The sequence below is a fragment of the Bathymodiolus heckerae thiotrophic gill symbiont genome (assembly GCF_900180345.1).
Taxonomy (GTDB): domain Bacteria; phylum Pseudomonadota; class Gammaproteobacteria; order PS1; family Pseudothioglobaceae; genus Thiodubiliella.
The window spans coordinates 1-22130 of record NZ_FXLV01000019.1 but is presented as its reverse complement, the minus strand read 5'-3'; the positions used below and the strand labels follow the sequence as shown (position 1 = coordinate 22130).

22 protein-coding genes and 1 tRNA gene are annotated in these 22130 nt (G+C 39.9%); 17 read left to right on the top strand and 6 right to left on the bottom strand.

Annotated elements, in window-relative coordinates; genetic code table 11:
* Positions 1–102: 102 nt before the first annotated feature.
* A complete protein-coding gene (locus CRYPD_RS07925; RefSeq protein WP_171004305.1) occupies positions 103–252 on the bottom strand; it encodes a hypothetical protein in 150 nt (49 codons plus the stop codon).
* A 44-nt stretch (positions 253–296) separates the two neighbouring features.
* Here CRYPD_RS07925 and CRYPD_RS03635 point away from each other — a divergent pair, with 44 nt between their 5' ends.
* Positions 297–2429, top strand: a complete 2133-nt coding sequence (locus tag CRYPD_RS03635; protein WP_138146215.1) for a NosR/NirI family protein — start codon at positions 297–299, stop codon at positions 2427–2429.
* 30 nt (positions 2430–2459) lie between these two features.
* On the opposite strand, the gene CRYPD_RS07920 is transcribed toward CRYPD_RS03635, so the two are convergent.
* Together CRYPD_RS07920 and mpl are read right to left on the bottom strand one after the other, a co-directional pair.
* Entirely contained in the window at positions 2460–2612 is a 153-nt protein-coding gene (locus CRYPD_RS07920; RefSeq protein WP_171004304.1) for a hypothetical protein, read from the bottom strand.
* Between the two features lie 26 nt (positions 2613–2638).
* Positions 2639–3940, bottom strand: coding sequence for a UDP-N-acetylmuramate:L-alanyl-gamma-D-glutamyl-meso-diaminopimelate ligase (mpl, locus tag CRYPD_RS03630; RefSeq protein WP_138146214.1), 1302 nt, complete (start codon positions 3938–3940; stop codon positions 2639–2641).
* A 74-nt stretch (positions 3941–4014) separates the two neighbouring features.
* Between mpl and CRYPD_RS03625 the strand changes: the two genes are divergently transcribed.
* Positions 4015–5094 carry a tRNA nucleotidyltransferase/poly(A) polymerase-related protein gene (locus CRYPD_RS03625; RefSeq protein WP_138146213.1) on the top strand — a complete coding sequence of 360 codons (1080 nt, stop codon included), beginning with the start codon at positions 4015–4017 and terminating at the stop codon, positions 5092–5094.
* A gap of 36 nt (positions 5095–5130) precedes the next feature.
* On the opposite strand, the gene CRYPD_RS03620 is transcribed toward CRYPD_RS03625, so the two are convergent.
* Entirely contained in the window at positions 5131–5538 is a 408-nt protein-coding gene (locus CRYPD_RS03620) for a hypothetical protein (protein WP_138146212.1), read from the bottom strand.
* 21 nt (positions 5539–5559) lie between these two features.
* Between CRYPD_RS03620 and cysG the strand changes: the two genes are divergently transcribed.
* A complete protein-coding gene (gene cysG / locus CRYPD_RS03615; protein ID WP_138146211.1) occupies positions 5560–6939 on the top strand; it encodes a siroheme synthase CysG in 1380 nt (459 codons plus the stop codon).
* Positions 6940–6942: 3 nt separating this feature from the next.
* On the opposite strand, the gene CRYPD_RS03610 is transcribed toward cysG, so the two are convergent.
* Positions 6943–7158: a YgaP family membrane protein gene (locus tag CRYPD_RS03610; protein ID WP_138146210.1), complete on the bottom strand. Its 216-nt coding sequence runs from the start codon at positions 7156–7158 to the stop codon at positions 6943–6945.
* A 67-nt stretch (positions 7159–7225) separates the two neighbouring features.
* Here CRYPD_RS03610 and CRYPD_RS03605 point away from each other — a divergent pair.
* From CRYPD_RS03605 to CRYPD_RS03540, 14 genes are all read left to right on the top strand, one after another.
* A tRNA-Leu gene (locus tag CRYPD_RS03605) sits at positions 7226–7310 on the top strand.
* 28 nt (positions 7311–7338) lie between these two features.
* Entirely contained in the window at positions 7339–8160 is an 822-nt protein-coding gene (gene serB, locus CRYPD_RS03600; RefSeq protein ID WP_138146209.1) for a phosphoserine phosphatase SerB, read from the top strand.
* 9 nt (positions 8161–8169) lie between these two features.
* Positions 8170–10080, top strand: a complete 1911-nt coding sequence (locus CRYPD_RS03595; protein ID WP_138146208.1) for a heme lyase CcmF/NrfE family subunit — start codon at positions 8170–8172, stop codon at positions 10078–10080.
* Entirely contained in the window at positions 10077–11264 is a 1188-nt protein-coding gene (gene ccmI, locus CRYPD_RS03590; protein ID WP_138146207.1) for a c-type cytochrome biogenesis protein CcmI, read from the top strand. Before CRYPD_RS03595 ends, ccmI begins: the two co-directional genes overlap by 4 nt.
* A 4-nt stretch (positions 11265–11268) precedes the next feature.
* Complete coding sequence (dapE, locus tag CRYPD_RS03585) at positions 11269–12393, top strand: succinyl-diaminopimelate desuccinylase (protein ID WP_138146206.1); 1125 nt, start codon at positions 11269–11271, stop codon at positions 12391–12393.
* Complete coding sequence (gene trmD / locus CRYPD_RS03580) at positions 12393–13073, top strand: tRNA (guanosine(37)-N1)-methyltransferase TrmD (RefSeq protein WP_138146205.1); 681 nt, start codon at positions 12393–12395, stop codon at positions 13071–13073. The genes dapE and trmD overlap by 1 nt, the downstream gene beginning before the upstream one ends.
* A gap of 66 nt (positions 13074–13139) precedes the next feature.
* Positions 13140–13478, top strand: a complete 339-nt coding sequence (locus CRYPD_RS03575) for a P-II family nitrogen regulator (protein WP_138146204.1) — start codon at positions 13140–13142, stop codon at positions 13476–13478.
* 10 nt (positions 13479–13488) lie between these two features.
* Positions 13489–14763, top strand: coding sequence for an ammonium transporter (locus tag CRYPD_RS03570; RefSeq protein WP_138146203.1), 1275 nt, complete (start codon positions 13489–13491; stop codon positions 14761–14763).
* A 412-nt stretch (positions 14764–15175) separates the two neighbouring features.
* The gene (gene dapA, locus CRYPD_RS03565) at positions 15176–16072 is read left to right on the top strand and encodes a 4-hydroxy-tetrahydrodipicolinate synthase (protein ID WP_138146216.1); all 897 of its coding nucleotides are present in this window, start codon (positions 15176–15178) and stop codon (positions 16070–16072) included.
* Positions 16069–17205: an outer membrane protein assembly factor BamC gene (gene bamC / locus CRYPD_RS03560; protein WP_138146202.1), complete on the top strand. Its 1137-nt coding sequence runs from the start codon at positions 16069–16071 to the stop codon at positions 17203–17205. The genes dapA and bamC overlap by 4 nt, the downstream gene beginning before the upstream one ends.
* A 6-nt stretch (positions 17206–17211) precedes the next feature.
* Complete coding sequence (locus tag CRYPD_RS03555; protein WP_138146201.1) at positions 17212–19107, top strand: helix-hairpin-helix domain-containing protein; 1896 nt, start codon at positions 17212–17214, stop codon at positions 19105–19107.
* 244 nt (positions 19108–19351) lie between these two features.
* A complete protein-coding gene (locus CRYPD_RS03550; RefSeq protein ID WP_138146200.1) occupies positions 19352–19699 on the top strand; it encodes a P-II family nitrogen regulator in 348 nt (115 codons plus the stop codon).
* 9 nt (positions 19700–19708) lie between these two features.
* Positions 19709–20923 carry an ammonium transporter family protein gene (locus tag CRYPD_RS03545; RefSeq protein WP_138146199.1) on the top strand — a complete coding sequence of 405 codons (1215 nt, stop codon included), beginning with the start codon at positions 19709–19711 and terminating at the stop codon, positions 20921–20923.
* An 81-nt stretch (positions 20924–21004) separates the two neighbouring features.
* A complete protein-coding gene (locus CRYPD_RS03540; protein WP_138146198.1) occupies positions 21005–21667 on the top strand; it encodes a TorF family putative porin in 663 nt (220 codons plus the stop codon).
* 351 nt (positions 21668–22018) lie between these two features.
* Here CRYPD_RS03540 and CRYPD_RS03530 read toward each other — a convergent pair.
* A partial coding sequence (locus CRYPD_RS03530; RefSeq protein ID WP_171004249.1) for an IS3 family transposase occupies positions 22019–22130 on the bottom strand: 112 nt, incomplete at its 5' end.

The window sequence follows — 22130 nt, the reverse complement described above, 5'->3', positions numbered from 1 at the left end:
GATTTATTAACGGCTTAGGAGAAATTGCACTTAATGTGCGAATTCAAGAGTGTAAAATTTTGATGCAAGTCAAATAAACATGTATAGAAGTAGTATAAAATACTAAATGAGACCTTTGCATAAATAGGGATGATTAGCAAAATTCAATTTTTGCCAGATTGGTGATTTTATTAAACCTTGTCCTAGCAGGGCTAAGGCTGGGTTTAAAAAATCGCCAAGCGGGTGAAAAGTGGATTTTTGATGATTATTCATATTTATGCAAAGGTCTCTAAATGTAAAAAAATATTGGAAACTTTATGTGGATAAAAAAATCAGTTTTTACATTATTTATACTGTGGTCTTTTATTACATATGGAGGCACTCAATTAGATAAATTTGAAGACAAAATTGATTTATCTATTGTCTATCCAAGTGCAAGTATCGTTAAAAAAATGGACGGCATTTCTGCATTGCGTATTTTTCAAAATCAAGAGCCTATAGGCTATGTCATTATTAATACAGATTTCAATGAAACAATTGGCTATTCTGGCAAACCTATCCATGTTGCTATTGGTATTGATAATGACAGTCAAATTCAAGGTGTGCAACTCTTAAAACACTCAGAGCCTATTGTATTAACTGGTATTCCAGAGAAAAAGCTGATCAGTACATTTATTCGATATAAAAACTTTAATGTTGTTAAGACTTGGCTTAAAGATCAATTTGATAGTCGGAAAATTGATGCGGTTAGTGGTGCAACTGTAACTGATCGAGTTATTGATGACAGTGTTCTACATGCAGTATTGAAATTTTCAAAAGAAATCAACTTAGCCAGTTTGGCAGATAAACTCTCTAACGATAAGACTGGAAAAATTAAAAAAGACTTGATTATTCAGAAGAAAAGTTGGCAACAACTCTTATCTTCTGGCGCTATATCTAATAGCACTATTAGTGTTGGAGATGTTAGTGAAAAATATTTAAAAAATGGTTATAGTGCTGCTGCAAAAATTGTAGAATCAGACAATCCAAAAGATACCTTTATCAATCTTAATCTTGCATTAGTTAGTGTAGAAGAAATTGGTCAAAATATTTTAGGCAAGGCGGAATATAAGAATCTTACCAAAAAAATATCAGGAGATCAGCATGCTATTTTGGTGATGGCAAAAGGATTGTATTCATTTAGAGGGACAGGCTTTGTTCGTGGTGGTTTGTTTGATAGGTTTACAGTTGAACAAGGTGCAAATATTTATCGATTTAGAGATATGCAATATAAGCGATTAGCAAAATCTCATGCTGAAAAGTCACCAAAATTTTCCGAGATTGGGCTATTTAGGCTTCCTGAAAAATCCAGTTTTGATCCAAGCGCAACATGGAAATTTAGTTTATTGGTTAATCGTGCTATTAATGTTGATGAAAAGAGATTTTATAACCATATTCTCAGATACCAATTACCTGAACGCTACTATGAAAAAAACAAAATTCAAGACAATGCAGGCTCTAAAAAAAGTAACTTAATTAAAAATATCTGGGAAAGTAAAAAAGTAGATATTATTATTTTAATGATCGCTTTAGCAACACTGACCATTATATTCTTTGCACAAGACAGATTAACTACCTCTGCAAGAAAAACGGTAATTGTCCGTAACTCCTTCCTTGTCTTTACAATGGTGTGGATTGGATTCATATCAAATGACCAATTATCAGTTGTTAATGTCTTAACCTTTATGCATGTGCTGATGGATAAGTTTACTTGGGATTTTTTCCTGCTTGACCCGTTAGTGTTTATTTCGTGGGCATCTTTAACTGCTATTTTAATTTTGTGGGGTCGGGGTGTGTATTGTGGCTGGTTGTGTCCTTTTGGTGCTTTGCAAGAATTGTTGAATAAGGTGGCAAAATATTTTAAAGTACCACAAGTTAAACTTCCTTGGTGGCTACATGAAAGACTTTGGGCAATCAAGTATTTAGTATTTCTAGGATTACTTGGCATCTCTCTTTATTCTCTTGAATTGGCAGAGTATTTTAGTGAAGTTGAGCCTTTTAAAACAAGTATTATTTTAAATTTTAATCGCACATGGCCATTCGTTGTGTATGCATTGGTGCTATTATTTATTGGATTGTTTATTGAGCGGTTTTATTGTCGATACCTGTGCCCACTTGGTGCGGCATTAGCAATTCCTGCCAAACTGAGAATTTTTAACTGGTTAAAGAGATACCCCAAAGATTGCGGCACACCATGTCAAACTTGCGCTAATGAATGTATGGTAGATGCTATCCATCCTGAGGGGAATATCAATGATAATGAGTGTATGCAGTGTATGCATTGTCAGGTGTTATACCATGACCAGCATAAATGTCCAGCTAAAGTAAAAGAAGTCAAGCGTGATTTACGCCATAAAGATCAGCGTAAGAAGAGCGAACAGAGAAAGAAAATAGAGCTGGATAATCCTTGACTACAAGGCCCTTGCATAAATTAGGGATAATTATTTATAGAGACCTTTGCATAAATAGGGATGATTAGCAAAATTCAATTTTTGCCAGATTGGTGATTTTCTTAAACCTTGTCCTAGCAGGGCTAAGGCTGGGTTTAAAAAATTGCCAAGCGGGTGAAAAGTGGATTTTTGATGATTATTCATATTTATGCAAAGGTCTCTTATAATATTTAAGTTTTTAGAGTGAGTATGATTTTGTTAAAAATATCATCAAAACCACCATTAGACATCACCACGAAATGACCGTGTGATATTTTTCCTAATTGTTTAACAATGTCATCCACTGAGTTAAACAATATTGACTCATCAAATAAAGTGCTAATATCCCATGTCTGAACATTGGGCTTTAAGATAAAAATTTGGTCAGCTTCGCCCAATGCTGTTACTAAACTTTGCTGGTGCACGCCAGATTTCATTGTATTGGAGCGTAGTTCTAAAATAGCAATAATAGGCACACCACCTACTTTTTTACGCAAGCCTTCAAGCGTGGTTTGGATAGCGGTTGGATGATGGGCAAAATCATCGTATAAAGTAATTGACTCGGTTTGATGTTTGATTTCTAAACGGCGTTTAACGCCTTGAAAACTATTTAACGCCTCACAAACCACGGCAAACGGTACACCCACATGATGCGCTGCATAAGCCGAACATAAGCCATTTTGCATATTGTGTTCGCCTAATAAATTCCAATCAACTGTGCTGTTTTCAATCTCAAATGTGGTACCAATATTGCTCATTGATAACATAGCACTGGGTAATATTTGCTGTTGCGAATAAAATCCTTTCTCAATCACTTGCTCAATATTTTCATTGGCTGGGTAGATAATTAAGCCATCATTTGGCACAGTGCGTAGTAAATGGTGAAATTGTTTTTGAATATCTTTGAGTGAATCAAAAATATCTCCATGGTCAAACTCAAGATTGTTAATCACCAAAGTTTTAGGGCGATAATGTACAAATTTTGAACGCTTATCAAAAAAAGCCGTGTCGTATTCATCTGCCTCAATCACAAAAAAATTAGAATCAGTCAAGCGTGAAGAAACACCAAAATTTTCCACCACTCCTCCAATCAGAAAACTCGGATTGTAACCCGCATCCTCCAAAATCCACGCCAACATACTGGCAGTAGTGGTTTTGCCATGTGTGCCAGCAACAGCAAGTACCCACTTATTACGCAGCACATTTTCACTCAGCCACTGTGCTCCTGAAGTGTAGGCATATTGTCGGTTGAGAATTTCCTCCACACAAGCATTCCCCCGTGATAGCGCATTGCCAATAATATAAGTATCGGCGATGGGTAAATCTTGGGTGTGATAGCCGTGTGTGTAATTGATGCCTTGTTCATCAAGTTGAACGCTCATTGGTGGATAAACCCCTTGGTCTTGTCCAGTAACTAGATGTCCCATTTGTTTGGCAATCAGCGCCAAAGACCCCATAAATGTGCCAGCAATACCAAGAATATGAATGTGCATTTAGAGGTGTCTTTTAAGTGAATTCATTCGTGTATTATAGGGGCTTTTATTTCTTTGATTTACCTATAATAATCATGAAAAAGTATTTAGTCGGTGGCGCTGTCCGAGACCAGCTATTAGGCATTGCTGATGAACATACTGAAAAGGACTGGCTTATCGTAGGATCTTCTCCTGAAGAAATGCTGGATTTAGGTTACCGCCAAGTGGGCAAAGATTTTCCTGTATTTTTACATCCAGGCACACAAGAGGAATATGCACTTGCCAGAGTGGAGCGAAAAATTGGCAAAGGTTACAAAGGCTTTGAATTCGACATTTCCAAATCCGTAACCCTTGAACAAGACCTATCTCGCCGTGATTTAACCATCAATGCCATCGCCCAGAAAGACGGTGAATTATTCGATCCATTTAACGGGCAAGAGGACTTAAACAATGGCATTTTGCGCCATGTATCTGCCGCTTTTAGCGAAGATCCAGTGCGTGTTTTGCGTGTGGCGCGTTTTGCCGCACGCTTTAAGCCTCTTGGCTTTAAGGTAGCACATACGACCCACCAACTAATGAAAGATATGGTTGCCTCAGGTGAAGTTAATACCCTTACGCCTGAACGAGTTTTTAGAGAATTGGAAAAGTCTCTGAGCTACGATACACCATCGGCTTTTTTTAAGGTATTGTCGGCTTGTGGCGCTTATGAGAGAGTTTTTTCGTCGCTTAAGACTCAGGAACATCACAGCCATCAAAACCTGTTTTTAATACTGGACAAGTTAGGTGCTACTGATCCACACATCAAGTTTAGTGTTTGGTTAAAAGATGAGAAGCCAAGCGCAATTTCTGCATTGTGTGATAATATTAAATGTCCAAAAAAATACCAGCAACTGGCAACATTGGTGAATATGACTTATCAGTTTGCAACGAAGTTTGACACGCAATCTAGCGATGAGGTATTTGATTTTTTTGTAAAAACCGATGCCCTTAGGCGACAAGAACGCTTTGCAGAATTACTCAGAACTTTTGAATTATTAGGAATTAATACCAAGCGTATTACCGAATTACGAGATTTACTCAATACAATTGATGTTGCTAAGTTGGACAAACAAAATATTGCAAAAGCCATTCAAGCAGAAAAGCAATCAATCATTAGGGCGTTTGTTCAGAGTTAAAGCGAAGGCAAGACCTTCCCCATTAACAATTAATCCTTAATTTCGGATTCTGAATTTGAATTTGGCGATTTTAGGCATGAGTTGAGAGAAGGGGATTTGTGTAAAAGTGCCATATTCTTGTTTAATCTTATCAACTAATACGGTGATATTTCTGATTGTATTGGTAGGTGAATGGGTGATGATTTCTTGCAGGGCGAGTAGGCCACCCATTTTTATTTTGGATTGTTGGCCGACGCTGAGGCTAGATTGATGGTGTGATTTTAGGACAAAAGTGCTGTTTTCCCTGAGCTGGTGGTAGAGAGATTGACAGTTGTTTGAGCAGGACTGTTTGAGACAGGTGCCAAATTCTTTTTCGGCGATGCAGTCTTTGGCGGCAAATTCGCAGGCACAGCGACCGCTGAGGATTAAATGGGAAAAAGGACAAGTGTGGTGTTTATTTGACATAAGCACATTATAATATGGCGTATGAATTACTTACCTATTTTTATTGAATTGACGCAAAAGCCGTGCTTGGTGGTGGGTGGTGGCGATATTGCTTATCGTAAAATCACTCTGTTGCTTAAGGCGAATGCACAGGTTGTTTGCGTATCTAGGGCGTTTTGTGATGGTATTACAAAATTAGCAGAAGATAAGAAAATTACTGTCATTCAAAAAGACTTTGAAGCCAGTGATATTGACGCACAAGTTTTAGTGATTTCCGCTACGGATGATACGGCGTTAAATGCGCAAGTATCTAGGATGGCAAAGGCGGCTAATATTCCTGTGAATGTGGTGGATTCGCCTGATTTGTGCTCGTTTATAGTACCATCTATTGTCGATAGAAGCCCGATTGTGATTGCTATTTCTTCCGCAGGAAAAGCACCTGTGCTAGCACGCTTAATTCGTGCCAAACTAGAAAGCACATTGCCGAATGCGTATGGGAAATTGGCGCAATTGGCAGGTGATTTTAGGGCGCAAGTGAAGGCCAAATTTAGCCATATAGAAGACAGGCGTTATTTTTGGGAAAAGGCGTTTTCAGGGGTGGTGGCAGAAAAAGTATTTGTTGGCAAGATAGCCGAAGCCAAAGCTGATTTGCAAGCGCAACTTGATGGCAGTAGCAACAGTGAGATGGGCGAGGTGTATTTGGTTGGTGGCGGGCCGGGGGATGCGGATTTGCTGACTTTCAAGGCGTTGCGTTTGATGCAGCAAGCAGATATAGTGTTGTATGACCGCCTAGTTTCGCCTGAGGTGATGGAGTTGGTGCGCCGTGATGCGGAGCTGATTTATGTAGGTAAAGAGCGGGATAATCACAGCGTGCCGCAGGATGGGATTAATCAATTATTGGTGGATTTGGCCAAGCAGGGTAGGCGGGTTTGTCGGCTTAAAGGTGGCGATCCATTTATTTTTGGGCGAGGCGGAGAAGAGATTGAAACCTTGGCAGAAAATGGCATTCCTTTTCAAGTAGTACCAGGGATTACGGCGGCTTCTGGCTGCTCAACTTATTCGGGTATTCCGCTGACACATCGGGATTATTCGCAGTCTTGTCGGTTTGTAACAGGGCATCTTAAAGACGGTAGTATGAATTTGCCTTGGCAGGAATTAGCCGTTGAGCAACAAACTATTGTGTTTTATATGGCACTCAAAGGCGCACAACACCTTTCAGAGCAACTTATTGCCCATGGTATGCGGGGCAATATGCCAGTTGCCTTGGTGGAAAAAGGCACCACACCTGAGCACAAAGTGCACACCACTTTGCTGGCAGAATTGCCTAATTTGGTGGCAAACGAAACCATCCATGCGCCAACACTCATTATCGTTGGCGAGGTGGTAAAGTTAAGGGAAAAACTAAACTGGTTTGATGCTTAAGCGTTAGTCTTTAGTGCAACAATTACTGTCTTTAAGTCCTATTGCTTTGAAGATTTTGGCTGCTGGACAAAAGCCTGTAAATGCAGATTGAAATAAGTTAAAACCGACAAAGAAAGTGAACCATAGCCAGTTCGGTTCGTTAAAATCTATGCCACCCAGTAAGAGTGAAATCATAATAAAAATCCCTGCCATTGCTAATACTGCATTGTTGGTTGTCATTTTTTCGTCCTTAGTTGTTGTAAATTTCTTATTTTAACATAGACAAAGTGTATAATGCCACAACCACGCGGGAGTGGTGGAATTGGTAGACACGCTGGATTTAGGTTCCAGTGCCGAAAGGCGTGAGAGTTCGAGTCTCTCCTTCCGCACCATATTACGGCTAACTATACAGGTGAGTTTATGAATACAATTATTCTGCATAGCCAAGAGCAACAGTTAGCGACACAAATATCAGAAAAAATCTCAGCCAGTGTTGAGCGAAGATCGACGCATTTTCGCCTGTATTCTGATTACTCATCCTCTCTTAATGACTTAAGGAAGGAGTTTCAAGTTGATTTGAACTATCTGCCCAATGCGTTTGATTTTTCTCAAGTGGCACTTTTTGTTAGCGATATGGATTCGACGCTGATTAGCATTGAGTGTATTGATGAGATTGCTGATTTTGCCAACCTTAAACCACAAGTAGTGGCAATTACTGAGAAGACAATGCGGGGCGATCTGGATTTTAATGTGTCTCTGGTTGAACGCGTGGCTTTGTTGAAGGGGTTGGGTATAGAAGTACTAGACCGAGTTTATACTGAACGCTTAAGGGTGAATTCTGGTGGCAAGGAATTGGTTCAATTCTTAAAAATGCAAGGAATAAAAACGGCGGTTGTATCGGGCGGATTTAGGTATTTTACCCAGCGTTTGGCGCAAGATATTGGGCTGGATTATGAGCGTGCTAATACATTGGCGATTGAGAATAATCACTTAACAGGCAAGGTTGAAGGCGACATTATTAACGCTACTGCCAAGGCTGAGTTTGTTGCTGAATTGTGTGCAAAGCATCAGGTATTGCCCAGTCAAGTAATTGCGGTGGGTGATGGGGTAAATGATTTAGAAATGATGGCAGTGGCAGGATTGTCGGTGGCTTATCACGCCAAACCTGCAGTAATTGAGCGTGCAGATATTGTGATTAATTATGGTAGTTTAGATATAATAATAGATTTTTTCGATGATTAAGATATAGTTATGCTACCTGAAATTGGACATTTTGCATTAATCTTGGCCTTGATGGCTACTGTGTTACAAGTGGTGTTGCCTAGTGTAGGGGTATGGCGGGGGAATTTTGCCTTAACACAGCTGTCTAGGCCTTTGTTGTGGATGCAGTTTTTTTGGATTGCAGTGTCTTTTGCATTGTTGATGAACGCTTTTTTGGTGGACGATTTCTCGGTGAAATATGTGGCAGGGAACTCTAATACTCAGTTACCAAGTTTGTTTAAAATGTCTGCTGTTTGGGGGGCGCATGAGGGTTCTTTGTTGTTATGGGCGTTAATATTATCAGCTTGGAGTGTGGCAGTATCGATTTTTTCTAAGCGTTTGCCATCAGAGGTTTTAAACCATATTTTGATTATATTAGGACTGATTAGTATCGGCTTTTTGTTGTTTTTATTGCTAACCTCCAATCCGTTTGAGCGCCTAGATATTGTACCTATGCAGGGGCGAGAGTTAAATCCGTTATTACAAGATTTTGGCTTGATTATTCATCCACCGATGCTGTATATGGGTTATGTGGGAATGGCGATACCGTTCGCTTTTGTATTGTCATCTTTGATTCGTGGGCAGCTAGATTCCACTTGGCTCAGGTGGTCACGCCCTTGGACATTGATTGCTTGGGCGTTTTTGACCTTTGGTATTACGCTAGGATCTTGGTGGGCTTATTATGAGCTCGGCTGGGGCGGTTGGTGGTTTTGGGATCCCGTAGAAAACGCCTCGTTTATGCCGTGGTTGGTGGCAACTGCCTTGGTGCATTCGTTGAGCGTGAGTGAGAAACGCGGTGCTTTTAAGCATTGGACGGTATTACTGGCTATTTCAGGGTTTTCTTTGAGTTTATTGGGGACATTTTTAGTGCGTTCAGGTATTTTAACCTCAGTGCATTCGTTCGCCGCAGACCCTGCTAGGGGTTTGTTTATCTTGATATTTTTGGTGATTGTGGTCGGTAGTTCGCTGGGTTTGTATGCTTGGCGTGCTCATTTAATGCGAAGCAGTCATCAGTTTGCGCCATTTTCTAGGGAAAGCGGGCTGCTGATTAACAATATCTTGTTGGTTGCCGCTATGTTGAGCGTGTTTTTAGGCACGCTGTATCCGTTGTTGTTAGATTCATTAGGGTTGGGGAAAATCTCAGTACGTGCGCCGTATTTCGATGTGGTATTTGTGCCAATTATGATACCAGCGGTGTTGGTAATGGCAGTCGGGGCGTTTTTGCGTTGGAAAAAAGACAGTATCAGCCGAGTGGTTGATTTAATCATACATATCGTGTTTGTGATTTTGACATTGACACTCATTGTATTTTTGTCAATAGACAATATTTTTGTGGTGCTGGCGTTGTTTTTGTTTGCATGGATTGTCCTGCATTCCTTGACTTTGTTGGTGCAAAGATTGCGTCAAAAGGGCAAGCCCAATATGGCGTTTTTTGGGATGATTGTAGCACATATTGGCATTGCTGTATTTTTACTGGGTGCAACAGTTACCACGCAATACGGCGTAGAAAAAGACATTAAAATGTCGCTGAACGAAACCGTGGAAATTAAGAGTTACGCCTTTACTTTTAGAGGAGTTGAAAACCTTAATGGTGCAAACTATACAGGCAGCAAAGGCGTGATTGATGTAGCATACCAGGGCGAGAAAATTGCCACTTTACGACCTGAAAAACGCCAATATGTGACGGGTATGCCGATGACTGAAGCGGCGATTGACCCATCATTTTATCGTGATATTTATGTGGCTTTGGGCGAATCTTTGGGCGAGGGTGCATGGAGTTTAAGATTGTATTACAAGCCACTTATTAGATGGATTTGGTTGGGGGGATTATTTATCGTATTCGGCGCTTTACTGGCGGCATTTGATAGGCGATATAGACTTAAAGTAAGGATTGGCGTATGACTTTCTATTTATGGGTCGCCTTAATGTTGTTTGTTTCAGTATTATGGCTAATGTGGTTTTTATATCGACCGTTGAAAACCAACGCTTTTAATCTTGAAAAATCCAATATTGCGTTAGGCAGACAAAAACAAGTAGAATTAAAACAAGACTTGCAAGCAAGCTTAATTGATGAGCAGGCATTTGAACAGGCCAATGATGAAATTGCACAAACTTTAGCCATGGAGATGGAGCACACAACAGACATTACTGTCGATACTCAAAAAAATGTGCCACTCTGGTTGCCAGTTTTAATTGTGGTGTTTTTGATTGGTGCTTCTTGGGGTATATATCAGTCGCTGACTTCGCAAAGCATTGTTAGTGCAAAATTAGAGATAGCACCAACTTTAACGCAAAGCATTAGTAAAATCAAGCAACATGTGGCCGAGCAACCTAACGATGCTGAGGCATGGAGAGCGTTAGGGTTAGCGTTGTTTGAATTTAATGATACTAAGGGCTCTTTAGAGGCTTATCAGCGCTCCTACGAGCTAAAACCAAAAGATGTAGCAATGTTGGTTGAATATGCTTCAACCTTGGCAACCGCACAAGACAATCAATTTACCGGTCGCGTTTCTACTTTAGTGCGTGAGGCATTAGAAATTGATGAAAATGCACCAGATGCCCTATATTTAGCAGGCCGGGTTGCGGTTAATGCGCAGCAATTAGGATTGGCACAAAAACTTTGGCAAAAAGCGTTGTCGTTACTACCTGAGGGTCAGCCAGACAAAGCAATTTTGCAGAAAATGTTAGATCAGTTGTCGAAGGTTCAAGGTGGTAAAAAACCAATATCAAGCCAAGAAGAGCCAGCATCCAAACTTCAAGTAACGATTAAAGTTACCTTGTCTGAACGCCTGCGTCAAGCAGAGTTTAGTCACCATTATTTAATGATCTATGTTAAAGCCGCACGAGGCAGACCAATGCCAATTGCCATTCAAAAAATCAAGTTAAAAGACTTTACAGGTGCTGTTACTTTAACCGATGATAACTCGGTCATGCCAAGTAAAAAATTATCACAATCCTCACAAGTGCTTGCCGTGGCACGCCTAAGCAAGTCTGGATCAGCAATGAGACAGGTGGGCGATATTGAGGCACTTAGTCAAGTTATTAATGTGAGAGATAATCCTACAATTGAATTACTATTAAAATAAACACATGAGCGGCATATTACAATTAACGAAGGACTTAATCTCAATTAATTCGGTTACCCCTGATGATAAAGGCTGTCAAAAACTAATGACTGACAGGCTAAGAGAAATTGGTTTTGAAATTGACGATTTAAAATTTGGTGAAGTTGATAATTTTTGGGCAAAACGAGGCAATATTGCACCTGCATTTGTATTTGCAGGGCATACCGATGTTGTGCCAGTGGGTAAAAATTGGAAAACCGACCCTTTCAAACCAACAGTGATTGATGGGCTGTTGTATGGACGGGGTGCTGCGGATATGAAAGGTTCTTTGGCAGCAATGATTACCGCAACTGAGCGATTTGTTAAGGATTTTCCAGCACACAAAGGCAGTATTGGTTTTCTTATTACCTCTGACGAAGAAGGGCCTGCGGTGGATGGTACAATCAAGATATGTGAGTATCTAAAAGCGCAAAACCAAGCGGTGGATTATTGCTTAGTGGGTGAGCCATCTTCAAGCGAACAATTGGGCGATGTAATCAAAAATGGCAGACGAGGCTCACTGAATGCCACGCTAACACTCATTGGTAAGCAAGGGCATATTGCTTATCCACATTTAGCAAATAACCCTATTCACTTATTAGCACCGGTATTAAATAGTTTGATTGCTGAGGTGTGGGACGAGGGCAATGACTATTTTCCAGCCACCAGTTTTCAGGTGTCTAATATGCATTCAGGAGCAGGAGTAACCAATGTTATTCCTGCTGAAGTTGAGATGGTTTTTAATTTTAGATATTCTAGTGAATCAACCCATGAAGGCCTACAAAAAAGAGTATGTGAAATCCTAGACTCACACGCCCTTGAATACAAAATTGATTGGAATCATTCGGGCTACCCCTTCCTAACGCCTAAGGGCGATTTGGTTAGTGCTTGCACTCAGGCGATTAAAGAAGTTAAAGGTATTGACAGTGAATTATCCACTTCAGGTGGTACTTCTGATGGGCGTTTTATTGCGCCTATACTGGGTGCACAAGTGGTAGAACTCGGTCCGTTAAACGCCACCATTCATCAAGTAGATGAATGCGTAAGTGTGAAAGATTTAGAAGATTTGAGCGATATTTATTATCAAGTTCTTAAAAATATTTTGGCTTAATGCGCTTTGATGTAATCACACTATTCCCTGAAATGTTCTCAGCAATTAAAGACGAGGGGGTAATTGCGCGTGGGATTAAAAAATCCTTGCTATCTATTAACACTTGGCAACTTCGAGATTTTAGCAACAACAAACACCGTAATATTGACGATGCACCGTATGGCGGCGGTGCGGGGATGGTGATGCAGGTTAAGCCTATTCGTGATTGCCTTAGTAAAATCAAACAAGATAATCCCGATACAACGGTGATTTATCTCTCGCCACAGGGGGAGAAATTAGACAATAATTTGGTTGTTGAGCTGTCTAAACTTAAGTCAATTATCTTGTTGTGTGGGCGTTATGAAGGTATTGATGAGCGGGTTATTCAGTACGATGTTGATAGAGAGATATCAATTGGTGATTTTGTTATTAGTGGCGGCGAGTTGGCTGCGATGGTGGTGATTGATGCACTCAGTCGGCAAATTTCAGGTGTGTTGGGCAATCAAGACTCGCTTAACGATTCATTTGCTAATGGCTCGTTGGATTGCCCGCATTACACTCGCCCTGAGACAATTGATAATCAAAGTGTGCCAGCAGTTTTACTCAGTGGTCATCAGGCGAATATTGATGCTTGGCGAGCAGCACAAGCCAAGAAAAATACACAGAAAAAACGCCCCGATTTACTTAACACACTGAATTAATAAGGTTTGTTAAAAATGAGAGGTGATTTTTTGTATAATAAATGGCTTATTACATAGGAGAAAAGTATGAAATTTGTAACTGCAATTCTTAGACCACATCAGTTGGATAATGTGAGAGAGGCTTTATCGGAGGCGGGCGTATCCGGTGTTACCGTTACTGAAGTGAAAGGCTTTGGTCGTCAAAAAGGCCATACAGAAATGTACCGTGGTGCAGAATATCAAATTGATTTTTTGCCTAAAGTTAAATTAGAAATTGCAATTTCAGCGTCGCAACTAGATAGTGTCATTGAGGCAATCAGCAATACTGCCAACACTGGCAAAGTGGGCGATGGTAAGATTTTTGTTTCTAATTTAGAAAAGGTAGTTCGTATTCGTACAGGTGAAACTGACCAAGACGCACTGTAAGAGGAATAAAATGAAAAAATATTTAATTTTATTGGCATTAATGCCAATGAGCGTGTTTGCAGAGGGTTTAGACGGGGCAAATACTTCGTGGATTTTAACCTCCACAGCCTTAGTTTTATTTATGACTTTACCAGGTTTGGCGTTGTTTTATGGCGGCTTGGTCCGTAGTAAAAATATTTTATCGGTGTTAATGCAATGTTTTGCCATTGCAGCTATTGCTTCGGTTTTGTGGTTGGTTGTTGGGTATTCAATCGCTTTTTCTGAGGGTAATGCTTATTTTGGTGGCTTGTCCAAATTTATGTTATCAGGCGTGCTTGAAGGTTCATTAAGTGGTGATATTCCTGAGAGTTTATTTGCATTATTCCAAATGACATTCGCTATTATTACCCCTGCATTAATTGTGGGCGGTTTTGCGGAGCGAATGAAGTTTTCTGCCGTATTGCTGTTTAGTGCATTTTGGTTAATTGTGGTTTATGCACCAATCACGCATTGGGTGTGGGGTGGTGGCTGGTTGCAAGAAATGGGCTTATTAGATTTTGCAGGCGGCACAGTAGTGCATATTACCGCAGGTGTTGGTGCTTTAGTGGCAGCAATTGTTGTGGGTCCACGCAAAGGATTTGGACACAAACCAATGCCACCGCATAATATGACAATGGTCGTGACTGGCGCAGGTATGCTTTGGGTTGGCTGGTTTGGTTTTAACGGCGGCTCGGCTTTAGCGGCAAATGGCGATGCGGCAATGGCAATGTTGGTAACCCATATCTCGGCGGCAACGGCGGCAATAACTTGGATGTTTTATGAGTGGATTAAGTTTGGCAAACCAACCGCATTAGGCACGGTTACAGGTATGGTTGCGGGATTGGGCACGATTACACCAGCTTCAGGTTTTGTTGGTCCTGCGGGCGCACTGGTTATTGGTTTTATTGCCAGTGTTGTTTGTTTTAACGCTGTAATTATTATTAAACAAAAATTAAAAATTGATGATTCTTTAGATGTTTTTCCAGTGCATGGCGTAGGCGGCGTGTTAGGCACATTGTTGGCTGGCGTGTTCGCTTCAAGCGAGTTGGGTTTGTTTAGCGGACAGGGTTTGGCTGAGGGTATGACCATTGCCTCACAAGTCGGCGTGCAATTCGTCGGCGTGGTGGCAACCTTTACTTATACGGCAGTTGCAACTTATATTATTCTTAAAGTGGTTAATACGATTACCGGATTAAGAGTCAGTGCAGAAGAGGAGCAGCAAGGGTTAGACATTAGTTCGCATGAGGAGATAGGTTATAATTTATAAGAATATAGCGTAAAGTTGAAAAACCCACTGAAATTTTATTTTAGTGGGTTTTTTATATTTAAAAAACCATGAGGCCTTTGCATAAATATGAATAATCATCAAAAATCCACTTTTTACCAACTTGGTAATTTTTTTAAACCCAGCCTTAGCCTTGCTAGGGCAGAGTTTAAAAAAATACCAATTTAACAAAAATTGAATTCTGCTAATCCTCCATATTTATACAAAGGTCTCTATATAATAGAGGCTTTTGTATAATGATGGGTAATCAATAAAATGACAGATTTTATTAAATTGGGAATTTTTTTAAACTCTGCCCTAGCAAGGCTAAGGATGTTTTTAAAAAGTTTCCAAGTTGATGAAAGAGGGCATTTTGGCAGTTATTTATAATTATACAAAGGTCTCTAATAATGTAATGCGTATTCAACACCCAATAACTGGCGCTATGGTCGCCCTTATTACTCCGATGCTTGAAGATGGTTCGGTAGATTTTGACGCTTTGGCATCCTTGGTTGAATTCCATATTGAGAACAATACCCACGCCATTGTTTCCATGGGGACAACGGGTGAGAGTGCAACGCTTAATCAAAGTGAGCACATCGAGGTAATGCAAAAAACTCTGGCGTTTGCCAAAGGACGCATTCCGATTATTGCAGGCACAGGCGCTAATTCCACCTCTGAGGCGATTGAACTCACGCAGGCTGCCAAAGACATGGGCGCTGACGCTGTGCTTTTGGTAACGCCATATTACAACAAACCAACACAGGAAGGGCTTTATCAGCATTATAAGGCCGTTGCTGAGGCGGTGGATATTGATCAAATTTTGTACAATGTGCCAGGTAGAACAGCGGTAGATTTAGCGGTAGAAACGGCGGTGCGCTTATCAGTGATTAAAAATATTATTGGCATTAAAGATGCTACAGGTGATTTAACTGTAGCCCAAGCATTAATTGAACAATGCCCAGAAGACTTCTTGTTATATAGTGGCGACGATGCAACAGCGGTTGAGTTTATTTTGATGGGCGGCCATGGCGGTATTTCAGTTACTTGCAATGTTGCCCCAGCAGAAGTATCTAGCGCTTATCAAGCGGCTTTTAACGAAGACAGAAAAACCGCTGAAAGTATTAATGCAAATTTATATGATTTACATCAACATTTGTTTATTGAATCCAATCCAATCCCAGTAAAATGGGCGTTATACAAAATGGGAAAATGCGACAGTGGCATTCGCTTGCCATTAACAAAATTATCACCACAGGCTCGGAGCGTATTAGAGCAAGATTTATCTAATTTAGGAGTTATATCAAGATGAAAAAAATAACCATTGTACTGCTTGCTTTTTCTTTGGTAGGTTGTTTTCCATTCGGTAGCAAAGACAACAAATCCACAAAACAAGGTTTGGGCAAAAAAGACATTCAATACTATTCAAATAAGACGGTAACTTCTTTAAAAATACCGCCAGATTTAACCAAACCAAATTCTCAGAATGCGTTCAAATTAAGTGAGTATGTCTCAAATATTGAAGAAGACACCATCAGTTTTTCTAAAAATGAACTTGCCAACAAAAAAGCGACAAGCGTTTTAGGCGGGTTTACAAATGTTGAAATTAAAAGATCGGGTCAAATTCGCTGGCTTGTAGTTGACAAAAAAGTAGATTCAGTTTGGGATTTGGCCAGAAGTTTCTTCAAATCACACGGTTTTGCCATTAAGAAATCTGACAAGAAAATTGGCGTTATGGAGACAGATTTCTTGGAAAATCGCCCTGAAATTCCTGACCAATCAATTGGCTTAATTCGTTCGATGTTAAAAAAGGTAGTTTCTGCAAAATATGCGTTGCCAATTGTTGACAAATATAGGATAAGAATTGAGCCTATTAATGATGGCAACAAAACCGAAATTCACTTCACTTTAAATTCTATGGAAGAAGTTATTACCAGAGCAGGAGATGAAGATGAAAATACCGTTTGGCAGGCGCGACCTAAGGACGATTCGTTAGAAACAGAAATGTTGTATCGATTTATGGTTTATCTTGGTGGTAATCACGCTATTGCCAGAGAGCAAATTACTGCTACTATAAAGCAGAAAAAATCTAGCGTAGAAATAGTGAAAGGCATTGGCGGTTATACAAAACTTAAATTCTCTTTGGGACAATACGACACTTGGGAAAGTATTAGCTGGGCACTTGACCAGTTAGGTATTGATGTTGAAGATAAAGATGTGAAAGAAGGCAGTTTTTATGTCAATGTTGCCCAAAACAAAGACAAAGGTGTTTTTTCACGCATCTTTGGCGATGATGCGATTAGAGGATCGTACCAAATCATTGTTAAGCAAATTAGCAGTAATGTAACTGAAGTAACTTTTAATGATTTGTCTGAGGAAAATACACAAGAAACCATTGATTTTAGTTACGAACTTTTAAGCAATATCGCTGAACAATTCAAATAGAAATCAATGGCGTTATCACAAGCCATTATTGACAAAATACTTCTAGTAGATGAATTGTCCGACCAGCAGTTGGCGGATTTTTGCGAATTAGCCAACACTTCATATCGTGCTGGCAACTCTATTATTAGTGATCAAGATTATGATTTTGTTTATCTTGCTGCGCTTAAAAAGCGTACACCAAATCACCCGTTATTAAAAACTGTTGAGCCAGAAGGGGAAAGTTTTTCCACCGATAAAGTCTTGTTGCCGGAAATTATGCTTTCCACCGACAAAGCCTACTCTCAAGAGGAAGTAGTCAAGTGGTTAGAGCGTATTAAAAAATCCAGTGCCGAGATTGATTTGGGTATACAAAATATTGAAATTAAAGCCACGCCTAAGTTAGATGGTTTTGCAGGTTATGACGATGGCAGTCATCTTTATACCCGAGGCGACGGTAAAAAAGGCAGTGATATTACCCGTGTATTTGAGCGTGGATTGCAGGTTTATAAGGACGCTAAGCGTGGACAAGGCGCAGGTGAAATTGTGGTCAAGAAAAGTTATTTTGAAGCCTATTTGTCTAAAGATTTTGAATATCCACGCAATTTTCAAGCCAGCTTGATTAAGGAAAAAGAACTGGATATGATGGCAAAAAAAGCCATTGCTGATAAAGCCGCTTTATTTGCACCTTTTAATCAACTGCCTAACTGGATTGGCAGTATGAGCGAATTAGAATCTCAGTTTGAGCGTATTGTGCAAGAAATGCTCAGTAGCGTGGATTTTGATGTAGATGGTGTTGTATTTGAAGTTACGAACAACGCCCTAAAAACCCAAATGGGGGCAAATAGAAAATTCCATCGTTGGCAAATTGCTTTTAAAGAAAACAAGGACAAAGCGCAAGTTAAAGTGCTATCCGTTACCCCGCAAGTGGGACGCACTGGGAAGATTACCCCTGTGGCAGAGTTAGAGCCTACACTGCTGAGTGGTGCGACTATTATGCGTGCCACAGGGCATCATTATGGGTTGGTTAGAGAGCAAGGATTAGGCATGGGCAGTGTGATTGAGCTTACTCGTTCTGGGTTGGTCATTCCTAAAATTAACAAAGTTTTAAAATCAGTAGAGACTGATATTCCTAAAAACTGCCCAAGTTGTGGCAAAAAATTACAATGGGAATCTGATTTTTTAATGTGTGTAAATCACGATTTGTGTCCAGCACAAGTGATTGGAAAAATGGCGTACTTTTTCAAAATATTGGCTAACAATGATGGCTTTGGTATTGTCACTATTGAGAAATTGTATGAGCATGGCATTCGTAAAATTTCAGAAATTTATGCACTAAATGTAGAGGATTTAGTGGCAATGAGTTTTGGTGAAAAAACCAGTGAAAATTTGGTTACTGAATGTCGCAGATCGACCATTGAACAAATCGAAGATTGGCGTTTTTTAGCGGCTTTTGGTGTGGTTAGATTGGGCACAGGGAATTGTGAAAACCTGCTTAAATCTTGCTCTCTGGATGCTGTTTTTGATTTAGATTTGGAGAAAATAGCCAATATTGAAGGTTTTGCCGAATTAACTGCACAAGCTATTGTTACAGGACTTCAAGTCATTAAAACCGAATTTGAGTTGTTAAGTCACTACAACTTTAATTTAGAGCCAACTCTTTTACAAGAAGAATTGGCAGGGCTTGGTCATCATTTTACTGGCAAAAAAATCATCTTTACTGGCAAAATGGAATCCTCTAGAGATGAGATGAAAAAATACGCTAAATCAATTGGTATGCAGGTTCAATCTAGCATAAATGCCAAGACAGATTATCTGGTTATTGGCGAAAAAGTCGGGCAAAAGAAAATTGAAGGTGCTAAAAAGTTTGATATTAAAATCCTGAGCGAGATAGATTATTTGGCCATGATTAATAAAAACAATTAAGAAAACTTACATACTAAAATATTTTTAGATTATAATATTTCTCTAGTTAGTTTCCAAAGATGGAATTTAACACAGAACATTGGCGTTTATTTAGGCTTTTTTACGAGAAGGTTTAGGTAAGCGTTTTTTTTCGTCAGTTTCAAGAGGGAACTGCAAAAAAGGTATAGAAGCCAGCCGTTGTGTTTGTAAATTTTTACAAGCGTAACTGCTGGCTTTTTTTGTTTTTAAACAACAGGAGAGTTACATGAAAATGATAACAGCAATCATCAAACCTTTTAAGCTTGATGAAGTTAGAGAGGCACTATCTGAAATCGGTGTTTCAGGTATTACAGCAACAGAAGTTAAAGGTTTTGGTCGTCAAAAAGGACATACAGAGCTTTACCGTGGTGCTGAATATACGGTAGATTTTTTGCCAAAAGTCAAGCTAGAGATTGCGATTTCTGCAGACCAAGTTGATAGCGTGGTTGAAACAATTAGCACGGCTGCCAAATCTGATGGTGAAGGGAAAATCGGCGATGGCAAGATTTTTGTAAGCAATTTAGAGCAGGTTGTTCGTATTAGAACAGGCGAAACTGGTGCGGTAGCACTTTAGGAGATAGAAATGGAAAATACAATTTTAGAAATGCAATTTGCCATTGATACTTTTTACTTTTTAGTGATGGGTGCGTTGGTAATGTGGATGGCGGCGGGCTTCTCAATGTTAGAGGCAGGATTGGTCAGAAGTAAAAATACCACAGAAATATTAACCAAAAATATTGGTTTGTTTGCAATCGCTTGCACCACTTATATGGTCTATGGATATGATTTGATGTATGGTGGCGGTATGTTGCTAGACGGTATTAGCGGTCAAGGTGATAAATACTCAAATGCAGCAGACTTCTTCTTTCAAGTGGTGTTTGTGGCAACTGCCATGAGTATTGTTTCTGGTGCAGTAGCAGAGCGTATGAAGTTATTCGCATTCTTTGCTTTTGCTGTGATTTTCACGGGCATTATTTACCCAATGGAAGGTGCTTGGACTTGGGGTAGTGAGGCAGTATTTGGGCTATTCAAATTGGCTGATTATGGTTTTGCTGACTTTGCAGGCTCAGGTATTGTACATATGGCTGGTGCAGCAGCAGCGTTAGCAGGCGTGTTGGTGCTTGGCGCTCGTAAAGGTAAATACAATAAAGACGGCTCATCAAATGCGATTCCTGGTTCTAACATGCCATTGGCAACCTTAGGCACATTCATTCTATGGATGGGTTGGTTTGGTTTTAATGGTGGTTCAGTATTGGCGATGGCGAGCAAAGAAAGTGCAAATGCAGTAGCAATGGTGTTTTTAAATACCAATGCCGCTGCCGCTGGTGGTGTGATTGCTGCGCTTTTATTGGTCAAAATACTATGGGGCAAAGCCGACCTAACAATGGCACTTAACGGTGCATTGGCAGGTTTGGTTGCTATTACTGCAGGACCAGACACGCCGAGCGCTTTAGTGGCGACTTTGATTGGTGCAGTTGGTGGTATCTTGGTGGTGTTCTCAATCTCAACCTTGGACAGAGTATTTAAGATTGATGACCCAGTTGGTGCGATTTCTGTACATGGTGTTGTCGGACTATGGGGCTTGTTAGCTGTGCCATTGACCAATGCAGATGTATTGTTCACAGGGCAATTGCTCGGTGCCTTGACAATCTTTGTTTGGGTGTTCGGTGCATCGCTGGCGCTTTGGTTGGTGATTAAAGCAGTGATGGGTGTTCGAGTTTCAGAGCAAGAAGAGGCCGAAGGCGTGGATATTGCAGAGTGTGGGTTGCACGCTTACCCAGAATTTACAGTTAAGTAATAAAACAAGTCAAAAGTGTTTTGCTTTTGGTAGTATTAAAAGAGACCTTTGCATAAATAAGGTCTCAAATAAGGAGAAAATATGAAAAATTTAACAAAAAAACTATTATTAATCACAGGCTTAATAGTAATGAGCACCACTTCTTTTGCAGAAGACAAAGCAGAAGTATCAGCAGTGAGTGCTAATATAGCTATTGTCAATGATTATGTTTGGCGTGGTAAAACTCAATCTGATGATAAAAAAGCCATTCAAGGTGGATTTGATTGGGGTGTGGGCAATGGCTTTGCATTAGGTATTTGGGGCTCTAGTCTTGGTACAGATGGTGGTTCTGAGTTTGACTATTATGGCGCTTACTCAGGGGAATTGGACAACGGTATTGGCTATGAGGTTGGCTATATTGATTATCGCTATTCAAAGGACAATGGTGCTGCTGACTTTAAAGAGGCTTATGTCGGCGGCTCTTATGGTGATTTTAGTTTGACTTATTACCGTGGTCGTAAGGAAGCAGCAAACTATGTTGAAGGCAATTATGGCACTAGTATTACTGATGTAGATTTTTCATTAACTCTTGGTAAATATTCTAATACAACAGACAATACTGACGGTTACAAGGTATACGGACTTAGCCTAGGTAAATCTTACGATGGTTTAGACTATGCATTAGGTTTTACTAAAACCAAAGAAAATAGTTCTACCAATGAGAATGAGAAAAACACAGTATTTAGTGTTAGCAAGTCTTTCTAGCCTCTTTAACATTTAGACCCTGTAAATGCGAGTATTTTGTCTATGTTTTGTGATACTCAAGTTGCTTCTATGGTCATTTTAACTAATGAGGCAGACAAGTCTGCTAAGTCATCTTGGGTGCGTATGTCTTTAGCGAGTTCACTGGCGAAAGCTTAGAGTTTTTGTAAGTAGTAACGAGCTAGGGATAGCTGAGTTTCTGCGGTTTTCCGAATCTTTGTAATATAAAATAAGACCGGCGCTACCACCTCTCTCAAAGTAGTTTACTTCAATTGGATAAAGTTCTCCAGCTTTTAATTTTACAATCATAGGCTTTTTGTTACGGTGTAATGATCTAATCAACTTGGACACATTTCAAGCCACTTTTTTCAATTCAGCCATCTTTTCTGCTGGGGTTAAATACCCAATAGCTGAATGAATCCTTTTGTAATTGTAAAAATAAATATAACTCTCTACATTTTCCACT

What these genes read in the sequence shown, in the direction of transcription:
- CRYPD_RS07925 (WP_171004305.1), bottom strand. Translation starts at nt 252, where the DNA reads ATGAATAATCATCAAAAATCCACTTTTCACCCGCTTGGCGATTTTTTA.
- CRYPD_RS03635 (WP_138146215.1), top strand. Translation starts at nt 297, where the DNA reads ATGTGGATAAAAAAATCAGTTTTTACATTATTTATACTGTGGTCTTTT.
- CRYPD_RS07920 (WP_171004304.1), bottom strand. Translation starts at nt 2,612, where the DNA reads ATGAATAATCATCAAAAATCCACTTTTCACCCGCTTGGCAATTTTTTA.
- mpl (WP_138146214.1), bottom strand. Translation starts at nt 3,940, where the DNA reads ATGCACATTCATATTCTTGGTATTGCTGGCACATTTATGGGGTCTTTG.
- CRYPD_RS03625 (WP_138146213.1), top strand. Translation starts at nt 4,015, where the DNA reads ATGAAAAAGTATTTAGTCGGTGGCGCTGTCCGAGACCAGCTATTAGGC.
- CRYPD_RS03620 (WP_138146212.1), bottom strand. Translation starts at nt 5,538, where the DNA reads ATGTCAAATAAACACCACACTTGTCCTTTTTCCCATTTAATCCTCAGC.
- cysG (WP_138146211.1), top strand. Translation starts at nt 5,560, where the DNA reads ATGAATTACTTACCTATTTTTATTGAATTGACGCAAAAGCCGTGCTTG.
- CRYPD_RS03610 (WP_138146210.1), bottom strand. Translation starts at nt 7,158, where the DNA reads ATGACAACCAACAATGCAGTATTAGCAATGGCAGGGATTTTTATTATG.
- serB (WP_138146209.1), top strand. Translation starts at nt 7,339, where the DNA reads ATGAATACAATTATTCTGCATAGCCAAGAGCAACAGTTAGCGACACAA.
- CRYPD_RS03595 (WP_138146208.1), top strand. Translation starts at nt 8,170, where the DNA reads ATGCTACCTGAAATTGGACATTTTGCATTAATCTTGGCCTTGATGGCT.
- ccmI (WP_138146207.1), top strand. Translation starts at nt 10,077, where the DNA reads ATGACTTTCTATTTATGGGTCGCCTTAATGTTGTTTGTTTCAGTATTA.
- dapE (WP_138146206.1), top strand. Translation starts at nt 11,269, where the DNA reads ATGAGCGGCATATTACAATTAACGAAGGACTTAATCTCAATTAATTCG.
- trmD (WP_138146205.1), top strand. Translation starts at nt 12,393, where the DNA reads ATGCGCTTTGATGTAATCACACTATTCCCTGAAATGTTCTCAGCAATT.
- CRYPD_RS03575 (WP_138146204.1), top strand. Translation starts at nt 13,140, where the DNA reads ATGAAATTTGTAACTGCAATTCTTAGACCACATCAGTTGGATAATGTG.
- CRYPD_RS03570 (WP_138146203.1), top strand. Translation starts at nt 13,489, where the DNA reads ATGAAAAAATATTTAATTTTATTGGCATTAATGCCAATGAGCGTGTTT.
- dapA (WP_138146216.1), top strand. Translation starts at nt 15,176, where the DNA reads ATGCGTATTCAACACCCAATAACTGGCGCTATGGTCGCCCTTATTACT.
- bamC (WP_138146202.1), top strand. Translation starts at nt 16,069, where the DNA reads ATGAAAAAAATAACCATTGTACTGCTTGCTTTTTCTTTGGTAGGTTGT.
- CRYPD_RS03555 (WP_138146201.1), top strand. Translation starts at nt 17,212, where the DNA reads ATGGCGTTATCACAAGCCATTATTGACAAAATACTTCTAGTAGATGAA.
- CRYPD_RS03550 (WP_138146200.1), top strand. Translation starts at nt 19,352, where the DNA reads ATGAAAATGATAACAGCAATCATCAAACCTTTTAAGCTTGATGAAGTT.
- CRYPD_RS03545 (WP_138146199.1), top strand. Translation starts at nt 19,709, where the DNA reads ATGGAAAATACAATTTTAGAAATGCAATTTGCCATTGATACTTTTTAC.
- CRYPD_RS03540 (WP_138146198.1), top strand. Translation starts at nt 21,005, where the DNA reads ATGAAAAATTTAACAAAAAAACTATTATTAATCACAGGCTTAATAGTA.